The sequence below is a fragment of the Falsiroseomonas tokyonensis genome (assembly GCF_019024325.1).
Taxonomy (GTDB): domain Bacteria; phylum Pseudomonadota; class Alphaproteobacteria; order Acetobacterales; family Acetobacteraceae; genus Falsiroseomonas; species Falsiroseomonas tokyonensis.
Genome location: NZ_JAFNJS010000005.1, coordinates 245,288 through 261,840 on the forward strand (window position 1 = coordinate 245,288; position 16,553 = coordinate 261,840).

The 16,553-nt window shown below is 70.9% G+C and carries 16 protein-coding genes and 4 tRNA genes; 14 read left to right on the top strand and 6 right to left on the bottom strand.

Going from position 1 to position 16,553, the window contains the following annotated elements:
• Nucleotides 1-29: 29 nt before the first annotated feature.
• Entirely contained in the window at nucleotides 30-2,243 is a 2,214-nt protein-coding gene (uvrB, locus tag J3S20_RS17925; RefSeq protein WP_216837883.1) for an excinuclease ABC subunit UvrB, read from the bottom strand.
• Nucleotides 2,244-2,306: 63 nt separating this feature from the next.
• Here uvrB and J3S20_RS17930 point away from each other — a divergent pair, with 63 nt between their 5' ends.
• From J3S20_RS17930 to mdoH, 5 genes are all read left to right on the top strand, one after another.
• Nucleotides 2,307-2,792 (top strand): CYTH domain-containing protein, encoded by a 486-nt coding sequence (locus tag J3S20_RS17930; protein WP_216837884.1) that lies wholly within the window; start codon nucleotides 2,307-2,309, stop codon nucleotides 2,790-2,792.
• 133 nt (nucleotides 2,793-2,925) lie between these two features.
• Entirely contained in the window at nucleotides 2,926-3,819 is an 894-nt protein-coding gene (locus J3S20_RS17935) for a hypothetical protein (RefSeq protein WP_216837885.1), read from the top strand.
• A gap of 46 nt (nucleotides 3,820-3,865) precedes the next feature.
• Nucleotides 3,866-4,558, top strand: a complete 693-nt coding sequence (locus J3S20_RS17940) for a hypothetical protein (RefSeq protein ID WP_216837886.1) — start codon at nucleotides 3,866-3,868, stop codon at nucleotides 4,556-4,558.
• Between the two features lie 204 nt (nucleotides 4,559-4,762).
• Nucleotides 4,763-6,283, top strand: a complete 1,521-nt coding sequence (locus J3S20_RS17945; RefSeq protein WP_246602970.1) for a glucan biosynthesis protein — start codon at nucleotides 4,763-4,765, stop codon at nucleotides 6,281-6,283.
• A complete protein-coding gene (mdoH, locus tag J3S20_RS17950) occupies nucleotides 6,271-8,457 on the top strand; it encodes a glucans biosynthesis glucosyltransferase MdoH (RefSeq protein WP_216837888.1) in 2,187 nt (728 codons plus the stop codon). Before J3S20_RS17945 ends, mdoH begins: the two co-directional genes overlap by 13 nt.
• A 3-nt stretch (nucleotides 8,458-8,460) precedes the next feature.
• Here the strand turns inward: mdoH and J3S20_RS17955 are convergent, their stop codons facing one another.
• From J3S20_RS17955 to rlmB, 5 genes are all read right to left on the bottom strand, one after another.
• Nucleotides 8,461-8,625, bottom strand: a complete 165-nt coding sequence (locus J3S20_RS17955) for a hypothetical protein (RefSeq protein WP_216837889.1) — start codon at nucleotides 8,623-8,625, stop codon at nucleotides 8,461-8,463.
• A gap of 78 nt (nucleotides 8,626-8,703) precedes the next feature.
• Nucleotides 8,704-8,778, bottom strand: a tRNA-Thr gene (locus tag J3S20_RS17960).
• Nucleotides 8,779-8,846: 68 nt separating this feature from the next.
• Nucleotides 8,847-9,074, bottom strand: coding sequence for a hypothetical protein (locus tag J3S20_RS17965; protein ID WP_216837890.1), 228 nt, complete (start codon nucleotides 9,072-9,074; stop codon nucleotides 8,847-8,849).
• Nucleotides 9,075-9,194: 120 nt separating this feature from the next.
• Nucleotides 9,195-9,962, bottom strand: a complete 768-nt coding sequence (locus tag J3S20_RS17970) for a 2-keto-4-pentenoate hydratase (RefSeq protein ID WP_216837891.1) — start codon at nucleotides 9,960-9,962, stop codon at nucleotides 9,195-9,197.
• A complete protein-coding gene (rlmB, locus tag J3S20_RS30315; RefSeq protein WP_246602998.1) occupies nucleotides 9,959-10,813 on the bottom strand; it encodes a 23S rRNA (guanosine(2251)-2'-O)-methyltransferase RlmB in 855 nt (284 codons plus the stop codon). Before rlmB ends, J3S20_RS17970 begins: the two co-directional genes overlap by 4 nt.
• An 813-nt stretch (nucleotides 10,814-11,626) precedes the next feature.
• Here rlmB and J3S20_RS17980 point away from each other — a divergent pair.
• The 9 genes from J3S20_RS17980 to rplJ all read left to right on the top strand — a co-directional run bounded on the left by J3S20_RS17980 (nucleotide 11,627) and on the right by rplJ (nucleotide 16,540).
• Nucleotides 11,627-11,708 (top strand) — tRNA-Tyr (locus J3S20_RS17980).
• A 92-nt stretch (nucleotides 11,709-11,800) separates the two neighbouring features.
• Nucleotides 11,801-11,874 (top strand) — tRNA-Gly (locus J3S20_RS17985).
• Nucleotides 11,875-11,965: 91 nt separating this feature from the next.
• Nucleotides 11,966-13,153: an elongation factor Tu gene (tuf, locus tag J3S20_RS17990; protein ID WP_216837893.1), complete on the top strand. Its 1,188-nt coding sequence runs from the start codon at nucleotides 11,966-11,968 to the stop codon at nucleotides 13,151-13,153.
• A gap of 151 nt (nucleotides 13,154-13,304) precedes the next feature.
• Nucleotides 13,305-13,381: transfer RNA gene (locus J3S20_RS17995), tRNA-Trp, on the top strand.
• 105 nt (nucleotides 13,382-13,486) lie between these two features.
• The gene (secE, locus tag J3S20_RS18000; RefSeq protein ID WP_216837894.1) at nucleotides 13,487-13,684 is read left to right on the top strand and encodes a preprotein translocase subunit SecE; all 198 of its coding nucleotides are present in this window, start codon (nucleotides 13,487-13,489) and stop codon (nucleotides 13,682-13,684) included.
• A gap of 8 nt (nucleotides 13,685-13,692) precedes the next feature.
• Nucleotides 13,693-14,229 carry a transcription termination/antitermination protein NusG gene (gene nusG / locus J3S20_RS18005; RefSeq protein WP_216837895.1) on the top strand — a complete coding sequence of 179 codons (537 nt, stop codon included), beginning with the start codon at nucleotides 13,693-13,695 and terminating at the stop codon, nucleotides 14,227-14,229.
• Between the two features lie 333 nt (nucleotides 14,230-14,562).
• Nucleotides 14,563-14,997 (top strand): 50S ribosomal protein L11, encoded by a 435-nt coding sequence (rplK, locus tag J3S20_RS18010; protein ID WP_216837896.1) that lies wholly within the window; start codon nucleotides 14,563-14,565, stop codon nucleotides 14,995-14,997.
• Between the two features lie 3 nt (nucleotides 14,998-15,000).
• Entirely contained in the window at nucleotides 15,001-15,702 is a 702-nt protein-coding gene (gene rplA / locus J3S20_RS18015) for a 50S ribosomal protein L1 (RefSeq protein ID WP_216837897.1), read from the top strand.
• Nucleotides 15,703-16,009: 307 nt separating this feature from the next.
• Complete coding sequence (gene rplJ / locus J3S20_RS18020; protein WP_343215246.1) at nucleotides 16,010-16,540, top strand: 50S ribosomal protein L10; 531 nt, start codon at nucleotides 16,010-16,012, stop codon at nucleotides 16,538-16,540.
• Nucleotides 16,541-16,553: the final 13 nt, after the last annotated feature.

Genomic DNA, 16,553 nt, shown 5'->3' on the forward strand with positions numbered 1-16,553 from the left:
TGCCTTCTGCTCGCCCTATCCGGGGCAGGTCAGCCGCGCCGCCGGCCGCGCCCGCCCTTGGCCTTGTTCGGGTCGTAGCCGCCGCCGCCGGGGCCCATCGGCTTCGGCTTCCAGTCCTGCTTCGCGCGCCCCTTGCCGCCGCCCGTGCCCTGGCGCGGCGCGCTGTCCTGCAGCGACCGCCCGGCCAGGTTCGGCTGCAGGCCGAGGTCCAGCGCCTCCAGCCGCTTGATCTCGTCGCGCAGCCGGCCCGCCTCCTCGAATTCCAGGTCGGCGGCGGCGGCGCGCATGCGCTTCTCCAGCTCCGCGATGGTGGCGCCGATATCCTTGCCGACGAATTGCGCGGTGGCATCGCCCTCCACCGCCTCGACCGTCACATAATCCTGCTCATAGACCGATTGCAGCACGTCGGAGATGTCGCGGCGGATGCTGGTCGGCGTGATGCCATGCGCGGCGTTCCATTCCTGCTGCTTCTGCCGCCGCCGCGCCGTCTCGCCCAGCGCCTTCTTCATGCTCTCCGTCATCACATCGGCGTAGAGGATAACGCGGCCCTCCACATTGCGCGCGGCGCGGCCGATGGTCTGGATCAGCGCGGTGGTGGAGCGCAGGAAGCCCTCCTTGTCCGCATCAAGGATCGCCACCAGCGAGCATTCGGGAATGTCGAGCCCCTCGCGCAGCAGGTTGATGCCGATCAGCACGTCGAAGACGCCGCGGCGCAGGTCGCGGATGATCTCGATGCGCTCCAGCGTATCCACGTCGCTATGCAGGTAGCGGCAGCGGATGCCGGTTTCCGTCATGTATTCGGTCAGGTCCTCCGCCATCCGCTTGGTCAGTGTCGTGACCAGCACGCGGCCGCCCTCGGAGGCCACCTTGCGGCATTCGGCCAGCAGGTCGTCCACCTGGCCTTCCACGGGCCGGATTTCCGTCACCGGATCCACAAGGCCGGTGGGTCGGATCACCTGCTCCGCGAAGGTGCCGCCGGTGCGCTCCATCTCCCAGGGCCCCGGCGTCGCGCTGACGAAGATCGTGTCGGGGCGATAGGCGTCCCATTCCTCGAACTTCAGCGGGCGATTGTCCTTGCAGGAGGGCAGCCGGAAGCCGAACTCGTCGAGGATCGACTTGCGCGCAAAGTCGCCGCGATACATGCCGCCGATCTGCGGCACGGTGACGTGGCTTTCGTCCACGATCAGCAGTGCATTCTCCGGCAGGTATTCGAACAGCGTCGGCGGCGGCTCGCCCGGCTTGCGGCCGGTGAGGTAGCGCGAATAGTTCTCGATGCCCTTGCAGACGCCGGTCGTCTCCAGCATCTCGATGTCGAAGGTGGTGCGCTGTTCCAGGCGCTGCGCTTCCAGCAGGCGGCCGGCCGCCTGCAGCTCCGCCAGCCGCTCCTTCAGCTCCGCCTTGATGCTGACGATCGCCTGCTGCATCGTCGGCCGCGGCGTGACGTAGTGGCTGTTCGCGTAGATCGCCACGCGGTCGAGATCCGCCGTGATCTCCCCCGTCAGCGGGTCGAATTCCTTCAGCCCGTCGATCTCGTCGCCGAACAGGCTGACACGCCAGGCGCGGTCCTCCAATTGCGACGGCCAGATATCCACCGTCTCGCCACGGATGCGAAACGTGCCGCGCTGGAAGGCGCTGTCGTTGCGGCGGTATTGCTGCTCGACCAGCCCCTTGATGAGGATGTCGCGCTCGATCTTCCCGCCGCGCTCCAGCTTCACCACCATCCGGCTATAGGTCTCGACCGAGCCGATGCCGTAGATGCAGGAGACGGAGGCAACGATGATCACATCCGATCGTTCGAGCAGCGACTGCGTGGCGGAATGCCGCATGCGGTCGATCTGCTCGTTGATCTGCGCGTCTTTTTCTATGTAGGTGTCGGTGCGCGGGACATAGGCTTCCGGCTGGTAGTAGTCGTAGTAGCTGACGAAATACTCCACCGCATTGTCGGGGAAGAAGCTCTTCATCTCGCCATAGAGCTGCGCGGCCAGCGTCTTGTTCGGCGCCAGCACCAGCGCCGGCCGCTGCGCCGCCTCGATCACCTTGGCCATGGTGAAGGTCTTGCCGGAACCGGTGACGCCGAGCAGCACCTGGTCGCGCTCCGCCTTCGCCAGCCCCTCCAGCAGGGTGGCGATGGCGGTCGGCTGGTCGCCATTCGGCTCATAGGGCGATACGACGCGCAGCGGCGTGCCGGAGGGAGGCACGGGCCGCTTCTGCGGGAAGAACTCGACGGGGGTCAGGATGTTCATGGCGCCGCGAATGTGGGCGCTCCGCCGCGGCAATGGTAGTGGTTTGGGGCGGGGGCAGTCGGCATGGGCATCGAGATCGAGCGCAAGTTCCTGGTGGCGGGGGAGGGCTGGCGCCGGGTGGCGCGCGGCCCGGGCCTGCCAATCCGCCAGGGCTACCTCTCCGCCGGCGCCGGCCCTGCGGTGGTGCGGGTGCGGATCGCCGGGCCGCAGGGCTTCCTGACCATCAAGGGGCCGGGCGGGCTGGTACGGGCGGAGTTCGAATACCCGATCCCGCTGGACGATGCGCAAAGCCTGCTCGCCCTCTGTACCGCGCCGCCGCTGGCCAAGACGCGCCATGAGGTGCCGCATGAAGGCCACCTCTGGACCGTGGATGTCTTCGAAGCGCCGGAACGCCTGGCCGGGCTGGTTCTGGCTGAGGTCGAGCTGCCGGATGCCAAGGCCGCGCCACCCCTGCCGGACTGGCTGGGGCCGGAGGTCACCGAGGATCCGCGCTATACCAATGCCGCCCTGGCGAAGTCCGGGCCGCCGGCAGGCGCCGTGAAGGCCTGACGCCCAAGGCCTGAAGCGGCCGATCCTCGCGCCGCTGTGCGGCCCCATATCGGCCGCGAGACGAACGGCGCGCAGCGCCCCGCGTTCTGTCGTCATGGGTGCCCTGCACCCGAACAGAATGTGGAGGAAACGGATGCCCCATCGTCATACGGCCCTGGCGGGCGCGGTTGCCGCGACGCTCAGCCTCGCCGGCGCCGCCTTCGCCCAGAGCACCACGCCCAGCGCCACCACCCCCAATCTCGGCGCGGCCGGCCAGCCGGTGACGCAGCAAGGCCAGCGCGGCGGCCAGGATGCGGGCGCCACGGCGCAGTCGGTGAACCCCACGCCGATGCCCCCGGGCAGCCGCGCCGGCAATGCCCCCGGCATGGGCGGCACCACGGGCCCGGCAGGCCCCGCGAACCAGGGCGCCGCCGGCGGCCAGGCGGGCACCGCACCGCGCGTCGCGCCGGCCGATCCCGCGCAGCCGCAGGGCGGCCGCGGGCAGGCCGCCACCACGGCGCCGGATACGGCCGGCACCCGCGCCCAATCGGCGCCTGGCACCCGCGCCGAATCGGCGCCTGGCGCCAGCGTCGGCGCCGGTACCGCGCCGGCTACCGTGCCGCCCGGCCAGGCCGCGGCGCCGCTGCCTGGCTCCCGTCAGCCGGCGGGCACCGAGCGCCCCGGCACCACGGCGCAGCGCCCGCTGCCGGACGGCACCACCACCACCAGCCCGGGCGCTGGCGCCGGCACCATGCCGCCCGGCACGACTGCGACGGCGCCCGGGACCCCTGGTGCGGCGACTGGCGCCACCCGTCCGGCCGCCCCGGTCCAGGGCGGCGGCGAGGCGCGGCGCGAGGGCGCTCCGCTCTCCGGCGCCAATTCCTTCACCGAGGGCCAGGCCCGCGCCCGCATCGCCGATGCCGGCTACGCGGATGTCCAGCAGCTTCGCCTGGACGAGCAAGGCGTCTGGCGCGGCCGCGCGATGCGCAATGGCCAGATGACCGGCGTCGCCATGGACTACCAGGGCAACATCGTCGCCACCCCGTGACCCGTGAGACTTCGGCCCGGCCCTGCATTTCATTGAGGAAACGATCATGACCCAACGCACCATCGCCCGGCTTTTCGACAGTTCCAGCTCCGCCCATGCGGCGGTCCGCAGCCTGGAGGCCGCCGGCTTCGCGCATGGCGACATCACCTACATGGGCAGCGCCGCCGAGGCCGGCTCCACCGTCACCGGCGCGGATTCGCTGGCCGGCGGCGCCGGCACGACGCGCAGCACCACGACCGAACCTGCGACGGAGACGGGGGCGGCCACCGGCGCCTCGCTGGGCACCGTGGTGGGCGGCGGCGCGGGCCTGCTGGCCGGCATCGGCGCCCTGGCCATCCCCGGCGTCGGCCCGCTGGTCGCGGCGGGCTGGCTGATCGCGACGCTCACCGGCGCAGGCGTCGGCGCCGCGGCGGGCGGCCTGCTCGGCGCGCTCACCTCCGCCGGCGTCTCGGAGGAGCATGCCACCACCTATTCCGAGGGCCTGCGGCGCGGCGGCCACCTGGTGGCGGTCCGCACCGATGAAAGCCGCGCGGCCGAGGTGGAGCGGATCCTGCAGCAGCACAACCCGATCGACACGGATGCGCGCCAGCAGGAATGGCGCAGCGGCGGCTGGGATCCGACGGCGGAAAGCGGCCGCAATCCCAAGCCCTATCCCTCGAACCGCCCGATCGGCCAGGCGCATGCCGATGCGCCCCTGGCGAATGACCCGACGCTGCGCCGCCCTGGCGACGTGGCCTGAGCCAAGGCCCCGGCGGGCTGAACCGGCCCTGGCACCGATCCGGTGCCAGGGCCCTTTCGCCGAAAACGTCCGGGAAATTTTTGCGCTGCGGCATCGGCGATGCAACCGCCCCCGCTTCGTCCCCGTTACGCGGGTGTCGGTTCAGCCGCGGCAGGCAGCCGGGGCCGGGGACCGGTGATCCTTTCGCGCCGATTGGGGGCCCACTTGTACCGTCGACATGCCCTGGCCGCCGCCGCGGCCGCCGCGCTCTTCTTCAAGGCGAGCGGGGAGGAGGTGGAAGCGCAGCAGGCGACCCCCGCCGCCGGCACCGCCTTCAGCGACAGCACCGTGCGGGACCTGGCGCGGGAGATGGCCAAGGGCGCCTATCGCGCGCCGGATGCGACCCTGCCGCGCGCCTTCACCGATCTCGGCTACGATCAGTATCGCGACCTCCGCTTCAAGCCGGAGGCCGCGCTGTGGCGGGACGCGGATCGCGGCTTCCAGGTGCAGCTGTTCCATCGCGGCTTCCTCTACGCCCAGAAGGTCGAGCTTCATGAGGTGGTGGACCGCCAGGCGCGTCCGATCCCCTATGACCCCACGGCCTTCACTTTGGGCGATCGCCCCCCCCCGCCGGCCGATTTCGGCTATGCGGGCTTTCGCATCCACCACCAGCTGAACACGCAGGGCGTCTTCGACGAGATCTGCGCCTTTCTCGGCGCCTCCTACTTCCGCGCGGTCGGGCGGGGGCTGAACTACGGGCTGTCCGCCCGCGGCCTCGCCATCAAGACCGCCGATCCGGCCGGGGAGGAATTCCCGGTCTTCCGCGCCTTCTGGCTGGAACGCCCGCATGCCGGGGCGAATTCGGTGGTGGTGCATGCGCTGCTCGACAGCCCGAGCGCCACCGCGGCCTTCCGCTTCACCATTCGCCCGGGCGACAACACCGTCTTCGACGTGCAGGCGGTGATCTATCCGCGCGTCGAGGTCGCGGCGGTCGGGATCGGCCCGCTGACCAGCATGTATTTCTTCGCCCCGAACGACCGCAGCGGCGCCGATGACTACCGCAATGCGGTGCATGATTCGGACGGGCTGATGATCGCCACCTCCCGCGGCGAGCAGCTGTGGCGCCCGCTGCACAATCCGCGCGACCTGCAGGTCAGCCAGTTCGCCGAGGTCAATCCCCGCGGCTTCGGCCTGATGCAGCGCCGCCGCGACTACCAGGGCTACAACGACCTGGAGGCCTTCTACGAGCGGCGCCCCTCGCTCTGGGTCGAGCCGATCGCGGATTGGGGGCCGGGCAGCATCCAGCTGGTCGAGATCCCGACCGATAGCGAGATCCACGACAATATCGTGGCCTTCTGGCGCCCCCAGCAGCCGATGAAGCCCGGGGAGGAATACAACTACGTCTATCGCCTGCACTGGATGCCGGTCTTCCCCGGCAATCCGGAGCTGGCCCAGTTCCGCGAGACGCGGGTGGGCGCGGCCGGCCGCAGCGGCCGCCTGTTTGTGCTGGATGTCGCCGGCGGCAAGGCGGGCGAGGTGCCGGCCGATGTCACCCCGACGCTGGAACTGTCGAAGAGCGCGGGCGAGATCCGGAACCCGGTGGTGCAGCGCAATGCGCAGAATGGCGGCTGGCGGGTGCATTTCGAGCTGGTGCCCGGCGCGGCGCGGCTGGTGGAGCTGCGCGCCCAACTGAAGCTGGGCGACCGGCCGCTGACCGAAACCTGGCTCTACCGATGGACGGCCTGACCCGCGACTTCGCCCCGGCGCTGCCGCCGGCGGCGCCGCTAGAGATGCCGGTGCAGTCGCTGCGCGCGAAGGCCGAGGGCGGGCCGACCAGCCGCCCCTCCGCCCCGCGGCTGATGGCGCTGCGGCGGATCCTGGTGCTTGGCGGGGCCGTGGCGCTGACCGCCTTCGGCGCGAATGAAATGGGCTTGGCGCTGGATATCCGGCGGCCGACCGCGCTGCAGATCATCCTGCTGGGTCTCTTCGTCCTGCTCTTCGCCTGGATCGCGCTGTCCTTCATCAGCGCGCTCTGCGGCTTCGGCAGCCTGTTGGCAGGCGGCGGCAGGCGGCTGGGGATCGACCCGGCCGCACCCCTGCCGGAGCTTCGCCAGCGCACCGCCCTGCTGATGCCGGTCTACAACGAGCCCCCCGAGCGGGTAATGGCCGGGCTGCAGGCGATCCATGAAAGCTTGGCGGCGACCGGCCGCGGCGGGCACTTCGACATCTTCATCCTGAGCGACACCACCGACCCGGATGCCTGGGTGGCGGAGGAAGCGGCCTTCCTGGCGCTGCGCGCCCGCACCGACGACCACGACCACATCTTCTATCGCCGCCGGCCCAAGAACCATGAGCGCAAGGCCGGCAATATCGCCGAATGGGTGCAGCGCTTCGGCGCGGCCTATCCCTTCATGCTGGTGCTGGACGCCGACAGCGTGATGGAGGGCGAAGCCCTCGTGCGCCTGGCCGCCGCCATGGAGGCACATTCGGATGTCGGCCTGATCCAGACCCTGCCGGTGATCGTCAACGGCAATTCCTTCTTCGCCCGGATGCAGCAATTCGCCGGCCGGGTCTATGGCCCGATGATCGCGGCCGGGATCGCCTGGTGGCATGGGGCGGAGGGCAACTATTGGGGCCACAATGCCATCATCCGCACCCGCGCCTTCGCGGACCATGCCGGACTGCCGACGCTGCGCGGCCGAAAGCCCTTCGGCGGGCATATCCTGAGCCACGACTTCGTCGAGGCCGCGCTGCTGCGCCGCGCCGGCTGGGCGGTGCACATGGTGCCGGCGCTGCGCGGCAGCTACGAGGAAAGCCCGCCCTCGCTCACCGATCTCGCCGTGCGCGACCGGCGTTGGTGCCAGGGCAATCTGCAGCACGCCGCGGTGCTGCCGGCGCGCGGGCTGCACCCGATCAGCCGGCTGCACCTGCTGACCGGCATCGGCAGCTATGTTACCGCGCCGCTCTGGCTGCTGTTCCTGGTGGTGGGCGTCTTCGGCGCGCTGGAGGTGCGCTTCATCCGGCCGAACTACTTCCCCTCCGGCCCCTCCCTGTTCCCGGACTGGCCGGTGGTGGATCCGGTGCGCGCCATGTGGCTGTTCATCGGCACCATGTCGCTGCTGCTGGTGCCCAAGCTGCTCGCCTGGTTCCTGATGCTGCTGAAGCCGGACGAACGGCGCGGCATTGGCGGGGCGATCCGGTCCTTCCTGAGCATGCTGGTGGAGACCGTGGTGGCGGGCCTGCTGGCGCCCGTGACCATGCTGACGCAGAGCGTGGACGTGGCCTCCATCCTGACGGGCCGCGATTCCGGCTGGCAGCCGCAGCAGCGGGATGACGGGTCGCTGCCCTGGCGCGCCGTGGTGCGGCTGTATTGGCGGCACACGCTGTTCGGCCTGCTGTTCGGCATCGCGTCCTGGCTCGTCTCGCCCTTCCTGGCGCTCTGGATGCTGCCGGTGACGCTGGGCCTGGCGCTGGCCGTGCCGCTGGCGGCGCTGACCGCCCGCCCGGCGCGGCTGCTGCGCCATGTGGGATTGCTCGCCATCCCCGAGGAGAGTGCCCCGCCCGCGGTGTTGAACCGCGCCAATACGCTGCGCCGGCGCCTGGTGGCGGAGGCGCAGCCGATGGAGGCGGTGCAGCGCCTGGCGGCGGACCCGGCGCTGCGCGTGGCGCATCAGCGCATGCTGCCGCCGCCGCGCCGCCCGCGCCTGGATCCGCTGGACCCGGCGCTTGTCATGGGCCAGGCAAAAGTGGCGGAGGCCGAGGAACTGCCGCAGGCGCTGGCCGCGCTGAACCGGGCGGAAAAGGCGGCGGTGCTGGGCGATGCCGCGGGCCTGTCGCGGCTGCTCGCCCTGGCCGGGGCGGCGGAGGAGCTGCCCGCGGCGCGTCCGGTGCCGCAGGAGAGTCTCAAGGTTGCTGGCTGAAGATCAGCCCGCGAGCAGCGCCGCGACCTGAGCGATGCCCAGCCAAAGCAGGGCGGAGGCCCCGCCGATGATCGCCAGCGACCAGCGCAGGCTCAGCCGATCCCTGGCGCGCGGCCGCGCGAGACCGATCTCCGGCAGGGCATGCGGGGAGGCGGGATTGAGGGACATGGGACGGGATGATCCGGCTGATGCTCACGTCTTTGTGAGGCATCCCGGACGGGAAAGCAATGGCTCTTTGCGGGGCGCTGGTGCCGGGTGAGGGGATCGAACCCCCGACCTTCGGTTTACAAAACCGCTGCACTACCGCTGTGCTAACCCGGCGCCCCCGCAGCACTAGCGCGGCCTTCCTGCCCACTCAAGCTGGCCCCGGTCGGGTAGGTCCAGGTTAATCAGGCGTGACCGATCTGGCCGAAGGCATCATCATTGGTCGCGCGCACCACTGCGGCGAAAAGCCGCAGGGCATCCGGCCCGCCGCGGTCGGAGAGCGTGCCGCGCTCCATTTCCTCGGCCAGCAGTTCCGCGTGTTCAGCCAGCGTCTCCGCGGCGCGGCGCAAGGCTTCACGCGACAGGACCAGCTGCAGGTCTTCGGGAAGTGTGTTCCATTCGGCAATACGCATGGCGGTCCCACAGTCGGGCGCCTTCCTGGCGAATGGCCGCAGGGTGGATCGCGGCGGGGATCATCCTGCCATCGCGGGATTGCCGGAGCGTGAACGCGCCCCAGCCGTCTGAAGCCTGCTTCAGACGAAGTGCAGCTCCACCCGGCCCAGCGTGTCGAATTCCACCACCACCTCGGTCGGGCCTTCGATCCAGATCGGCGGGGTGACCGAGCCGAGGAAGACCACCTGGCCGGCCCGCAGGCCGCCAAAGACCGCCGCGGCCGGGGATGCGGCGAGCCAGGCCAGCGCCTCCATCGGATGGCCGAGCAGGTCGGCACCCAACCCCTCGCCGCGCAGCTCGCCCCCCACCTGCATGCGGCCTCGAGTCGCGCCGAGGTCCAGCCCGCGCCAGCCCGCGGCCGGGGCGCCGATCACGCCGCCGGCGTGGAAGACCTGGTCCGCGATCAGGGTCGGCGTGCCGAGGGCGGCCAGGTCGTCGTAGCGCTTTTCGACGATCTCGATGGCGGCGAAGACCTCGGCCACCGCGGACTGGGCCTGCTCGCGGGAGCAGGGGCCGGCCGGCAGGTCGGCGCCGAGTCGCAGCCCGACCTCGCATTCCACGCCCGGCGCCACGAAATCCGCGAATCTCACCCGCGCCGGCGTGGCATGCAGCCCGCCGGCGGGCACGAAGCCGGCGGCCGGGCCGGTCAGGCCGAGATAGGCCTGCATCTGCCGGGTGGTGGCGCCGATCTTGAAGCCGGCGGGCGGGATGGCGCCCATCGCCTGCGCCACCTCCCGCTGCACGGCGTAGCCGCCGGCGGCATCGGCGGGCGCTGCCGCGCCGAGTGGCGCCAGGTTCTGCCGGGCCTGGCGGGCGGCAAGGATGGCGGCGGCGGCGGGGCTGGTCATTCCGGGTCTTCCTCCTCCGCGACGTCGAGAACGTCCTCGTCGCTGTCGATCAGGCCGTCCTGCGGGTCCGGCGCCTCGTCATCCGGCAGGGCGCCGCGGGCAATTTCATACAGCGCGACGGCGGCGGCGGCGGCGACGTTCAGGCTTTCCACCTCGGGCGCCATTGGCAGGCGCACCAGCTCGTCGCAGGTCTCCCGCTGCAGGCGGCGCAGCCCGGCATCCTCCGCGCCCAGCACCAGCACGCAGCGGCGGTCGCGCGGCACCGCCTCGCTCAGGGTGCGGGTGCCTTCGCCGGCCAGGCCCAGCACCCAGCAGCCGGCGCGTTGCAGGGCAACGATGGCGCGGGAGAGGTTCACCTCCCGCGCGATCGGCACCAGTTCCAGCGCGCCGGAGGCAGCGCGCGCCAGGGCGCCCGTCTCCGGCGGGGCATGGCGGTCCTGCATCACCACGCAGGCGGCGCCGAAGGCGGCGGCGGAGCGCAGGATGGCGCCGACATTGCGCGGATCCGTCACCTGGTCGAGCACCAGCACCGGGCCGGGGCGGGCGGCGAGGCAATCCTCCAGCGGCAGCGGCGGCAGCGGCTCGCACAGCAGGGCCGCGCCCTGGTGGATCGCATCCTCGGCCAGGAAGGTCTGGAAGCGGTTGCGCTCCACCCGCTCGGCGGGGAGGCGCCAGGATTGGCGGGGCAGACGTTCGGCCAGCGCGGCCTCGCCCTCCACCGTCAGCAGCAGGCGGCGCAGGCGGCGGCGGGGATTGGCCATCGCCGCGGCCACGGCGTGCAGGCCGTGCAGCCAGAGCGTGCCGCCCGGCGGGGCGTCGCGCGCGACGGCGGCCTGGGAGGGGCGGGGCAGGCGGGTGGGGCTGGGCGGCGGGGCGCTTCGCGGCGTCTTGGGCTCGCCGCTGCCGCGCCGGTCGCGGCCGCGCGTCGGGGCCTCGGCGGGTTCGGGCGCATTGGGCGCGGGGGTATAGGGCACGCGGGCCGGGGCTGCGGCCGCGTCGCGCGGCGCGCGGGAGGCGAACCGATCCGAGCCGGTGCGAGGCGCGGACCTGTCAGAAGACGCGCGGGGCGCGCGATCGGTCGGGTTGCGGGCGAAGCCGCGGCCGGGCTTGTCGTCGAAGCTGCGGGAGGGCTTGGCGGCCGGGGCCGGGCGCTTGCCGGCGGTGCCGCGCAGGGCCGGCCCGCCGACGCTGCGGGACGGACGCTCGCCGAGGGGGCGGAAGGGCCGGTCCTCGGCCTCGCGGGCCGGGCGCTCGGCCGCCCGCGGGCTGCGCGGGCCGGATTCGCGAGGGCCGGATTCGCGCTGGGGCGCTGCCTCGCGCGGCGGGCGCGGCGCGTTCTCACGCTCCGGGCGCTCGCGGTTCGGCCGGGGGGGCTTGCCGCCGGCGGAGGCGCCGGTGCCCCGCGCAGCTTTGCCCGAGGGCGGGCGGCCGGAGCCGGAGGCGGGACGACGAGGCGGGGGACGTGACATGGCGCCATTCTGCGCCGCCGCGGCCGCGCTGTCCAAGCGCATGGTCCGCAGGCCTGCCCCGAGTCGCGCGGCGCGGGCCGGAAAGCCCCGCCCGCCTGCGCTTCCCGCGCCCGCGCCGTTGACAGGCGCCGCGCGACGGGGCAAGTCCCGGCGCGCTCTCGGTGACGGGGGCGCGGCAGGCCTGGTCAGGGCTGCGGAGGGGTGCCCGAGTGGCTAAAGGGGGCGGACTGTAAATCCGCTGGCTTCGCCTACGTTGGTTCGAATCCAACCCCCTCCATATTCCCCCCCGGGCCAGCCCGCCGCCGGCCCGATACTGCCGCCCGGCCGGGCGATCGGGTGACGTGGCGCCTTATGTTTCCAGAATGCGCCGCGGGTGTAGCTCAATGGTAGAGCTCCAGCCTTCCAAGCTGGCTATGCGGGTTCGATTCCCGTCACCCGCTCCACGCGCGCGGGCCGGCGGCAGCAGCAACAGGCGCGGGACATCTCAGGCAGCCCAACGGGGACATCCCGGCCGGGCGGATAACGGGAACAGCAATGGCCAAGGCGAAATTTGAGCGGAACAAGCCGCACTGCAACATCGGCACGATCGGGCACGTGGACCACGGCAAGACGTCGCTGACGGCGGCGATCACGAAGGTTCTGGCGAAGGTGGGCGGTGCGACCTTCACGGCGTATGACCAGATCGACAAGGCGCCGGAGGAGCGTGCGCGCGGGATCACGATCTCGACGGCGCATGTCGAGTACGAGACGGCGAACCGCCACTACGCGCATGTGGACTGCCCCGGCCACGCCGACTACGTGAAGAACATGATCACGGGCGCGGCGCAGATGGACGGCGCGATCCTGGTGGTGTCGGCGGCGGACGGCCCGATGCCGCAGACCCGCGAGCATATCCTGCTGGCGCGCCAGGTGGGCGTTCCGGCGCTGGTGGTGTTCCTGAACAAGGTCGACATGGCGGACCCGGACCTGCTGGAGCTGGTCGAGATGGAGGTGCGCGAGCTGCTGTCCTCCTACCAGTTCCCGGGCGACGACATTCCGATCATCCACGGCTCGGCGCTTATGGCGCTGGAGGACAAGCAGCCGGAGATCGGCGAGCAGGCGGTGCTGAAGCTGATGGAGGCGGTGGACGCCTACATCCCGCAGCCGGCGCGCGCGACGGACCGTCCGTTCCTGATGCCGGTGGAAGACGTGTTCTCGATCTCGGGCCGCGGCACGGTGGTGACGGGGCGCGTGGAGCGCGGGATCGTCAAGGTTGGCGAGGAAGTCGAGATCGTTGGCCTGAAGAACACGGTGAAGACCGTGGTGACGGGCGTGGAGATGTTCCGCAAGCTGCTGGACAGCGGGCAGGCGGGCGACAACATCGGCGCGCTGCTGCGCGGCACGAAGCGTGAGGATGTGGAGCGCGGTCAGGTTCTGGCGGCGCCGGGCAGCATCACGCCGCACACCGGCTTCAAGGCCGAGGCCTATATCCTGACGAAGGAAGAGGGCGGCCGGCACACGCCGTTCTTCACGAACTACCGTCCGCAGTTCTATTTCCGGACGACGGACGTGACGGGCATCGTGAAGCTGCCGGAAGGCGTGGAGATGGTGATGCCGGGCGACAACGTGGCGATGGACGTCGAGCTGATCGCGCCGATCGCCATGGATGAGGGCCTGCGGTTTGCCATCCGCGAAGGCGGCCGCACCGTCGGCGCCGGCGTCGTCGCCAAGATCGTCAAGTAAGCCGGGCCAGCCTGGCCAGCCTGGGGGGGTGGGGCGCGGGTGCGCCCCGCCCCTTTCGCGTTTCAGGGGGGGGCGGGCCAAAAACGCGCCGTCACGGCATCTCGACAGGCCTCGCCGGCTGGGATAGATGACCGCGCTCGCGCGGAGCCGTAGGGGCGTAGCTCAATTGGCTAGAGCGCCGGTCTCCAAAACCGGAGGTTGGGGGTTCGAGACCCTCCGCCCCTGCCAAGCGGCCGCGCGAGATCGTGGCCGAAGGCCCCTCCCCAAGGGAGGGGCCTGCGACGCGCAGCCCGAAATACCTTCGTTTGTCGTCCATCCGAAAAGGGGCCCGTCTTGGCCAAGTTCGATCCCACGCAGTATGTCCGCGAGGTGCGGCAGGAAGTGGGTCGCGTCACCTGGCCGTCGCGCAAGGAGACGCTGATCACCACCGGCCTCGTGCTCGCCCTTTCGGCCGTGGCGGCGGTGTTCTTCCTGGTGGTGGACCAGATCATCGCCTTCGCGATGCGCTGGCTGTTCGGTGTGGGAGCCTGAGGCGGGTCATGGCGGACAAGAAGTGGTACGTGGTCCACGTCTATTCGGGCTTCGAGAAGAAGATCGCCCAGCAGCTGCGTGAGCAGGCGGCCCAGAAGGGCCTGGCCGATGCCTTCGAGGAAATCCTGGTTCCGGCCGAGGAGGTGGTGGAAGTCCGCCGCGGCCAGAAGACCAACCAGGAACGCAAATTCTTCCCAGGCTATGTGCTGGTGAAGATGGATATGACCGACGACGCCTGGCACCTGGTGAAGAACACGCCGAAGGTGACCGGCTTCCTGGGCGAGAAGAACCGCCCAACCCCGATCCGGGAAAAGGAAGCCCAGGCCATGCTGCGCCAGGTGCAGGAAGGCGCCGAAAAGCCGAAGCGCCCCGCCATCGTCTTCGAGGTGGGCGAGCAGGTCCGCGTCGCCGATGGCCCCTTCACCAGCTTCAACGGCACGATCGAGGAAGTGGACGAGGAGCGCGGCCGCGTGAAGGTGTCCGTCTCCATCTTCGGGCGCTCGACGCCGGTGGAGCTGGAATACGGGCAGGTCGAGAAGCTGTAGCTATTGAGAAGCTGGCGGACCGGCTCTTTCGCCGGTCCGAGGCCGCGAACGCGGCCCGCCGCTCATGCGTCGTGCCGTAGGCACGCCTGCGGCGTGACGAGCCAAGGCCGCGGAGCGGCCGCCCGGCGCTTGAGGGCAGATACCAAGGGGCTGGATGGCGACATCCGGCCCTTTTGCGTTTCCGGCTGGACTCACCCCGGGCGGGGGGCTATAGGCCCGCCTCCGCAGACCGGCCCGGGGCTTTCCCGGGCCGTTTCGCGTGGCTTGGAACGCGGGAGACGCCCAGGGGGGTGTCGCAGGCACCGCGGTCCTCAGACGAGGATGGATCGCCCGATGGCGAAAAAGATTGTTGGCTACATCAAGCTGCAGGTGCCCGCCGGCAAGGCGAACCCCTCGCCGCCGATCGGCCCGGCGCTGGGTCAGCGCGGCCTGAACATCATGCAGTTCGTGAAGGAATTCAACGCGGCGACGCAGCAGATGGAGCCGGGCACCCCGACCCCTGTCGTCATCACCGCCTATTCCGACCGCACCTTCTCCTTCATCACCAAGACCCCGCCGAACACCTACTTCCTGATGAAGGCCGCCAAGATCGAGAAGGGCAGCCTGACCCCCGGCAAGGGTGCGACCGTGGGCCGCGTCAGCAAGACGCAGCTGCGGGAGATCGCCGCGGTGAAGATGAAGGACATGAACTGCACCGATATCGAGAGCGCGGTGCGCATGCTGGCCGGTTCCGCCCGTTCCATGGGCATGACCGTGGTGGAGGGCTGAGCCATGGCCAAGCAGGGCAAGCGCCTCAAGGCGATCGTCTCTGGTCTCGACCAGAACAAGAACTACGCGCTGGATGAGGCCATCAAACTGGCCAAGGCCAATGCCAAGGCCAAGTTCGACGAGACCATCGAGATCTCGATGAACCTCGGCATCGACCCGCGCCATGCCGACCAGATGGTCCGCGGCGTGGTCGGCCTGCCGAACGGCACCGGCAAGACGGTGCGCGTCGGCGTCTTCGCCCGTGGCGCGAAGGCCGAGGAGGCCCTGGCCGCCGGCGCCGATGTGGTGGGCGCGGACGACCTCGCCGCCGCCGTGCAGGAAGGCAAGATCGAGTTCGACCGCTGCATCGCGACGCCGGACATGATGGCCCTGGTGGGTCGCCTGGGTAAGGTGCTCGGCCCGCGCGGCCTGATGCCGAACCCGCGCCTCGGCACCGTGACCATGGACGTCAAGGGCGCCGTGCAGGCGGCCAAGGCCGGCCAGGTGGAGTTCCGCGCCGAGAAGGCCGGCATCGTGCATGCCGGCATCGGCAAGGCGAGCTTCGAGGCCGAGAGCCTGCTGGCCAATGCCCGCGCCTTCATCGACGCGATCCAGAAGGCCCGCCCGACCGGCGCCAAGGGCACCTATGTGAAGAAGGTGGCGCTATCCTCCTCCATGGGTCCCGGGCTGAAGGTCGACCTGGCCTCGCTGTCCAGCGGCAGCTGATCCCTTTCCCGCCCCGGATCCGGGGCGGGCGCTATTCGGCACCTTTCGGGGTGCCGGGCAGGGCAGGGGCGCAAGCCCCTGTCCGAACCTGTCGGAGACCTCCTGTGGCCGGAAGGCCTTGAATTGGCGCAAGCCGCGCAGGTGAGAGATGGGGTGCCGAGAAGTTCTGCCGGTCCGGTCGCCCTGGGCGCCCGGCCTGGCTTGGCTTGGTAGGTCCCGTTCCAGCAGGCCTTTCGGGGTGGTTCCCACCCCGCGCTTGAACCGGCCAGGGCCCCTCCACAAGGTCCGGCCATTTACGGAGACGGACGTGGACCGTACGGAAAAGCAGGCCTTCGTGCAGGCCCTGCAAGCGGTGTTCGCGGAGACGTCCTTCGTCCTCGTCAGCCAGAACAAGGGCCTGACGGTGGCGGATGCGACGACGCTGCGACGGCGCATGCGGGATGCCGGCGCGACCTACAAGGTCGCGAAGAACCGGCTGGCCGCGCTCGCCCTCGATGGTACCAGCTTCCAGGGCATCTCGCCGCTGCTGAAGGGCCCGACCGCGCTTGCGTGGTCGCGGGACCCGGTGGCCGTGGCGAAGACCGCCGTGGATTTCGCCAAGGGGAACGACAAGTTCGTCATCCTTGGCGGGGCGCTGGGGAAGCAGACGCTGGACGCCGACGGCGTCAAGGCGCTGGCAGCCCTGCCGTCGCTCGAGACCCTGCGCGCACAGCTTCTGGGCCTGATCCAGACGCCGGCGACGCGGATCGCGGGCGTTCTGCAGGCCCCGGGTTCCCAGCTGGCGCGGGTGTTCGCCGCGTATGCCAAGAAGGACGAGGCGGAAGCGGAGGCGGCCTGAGGCCCCTTCGCAT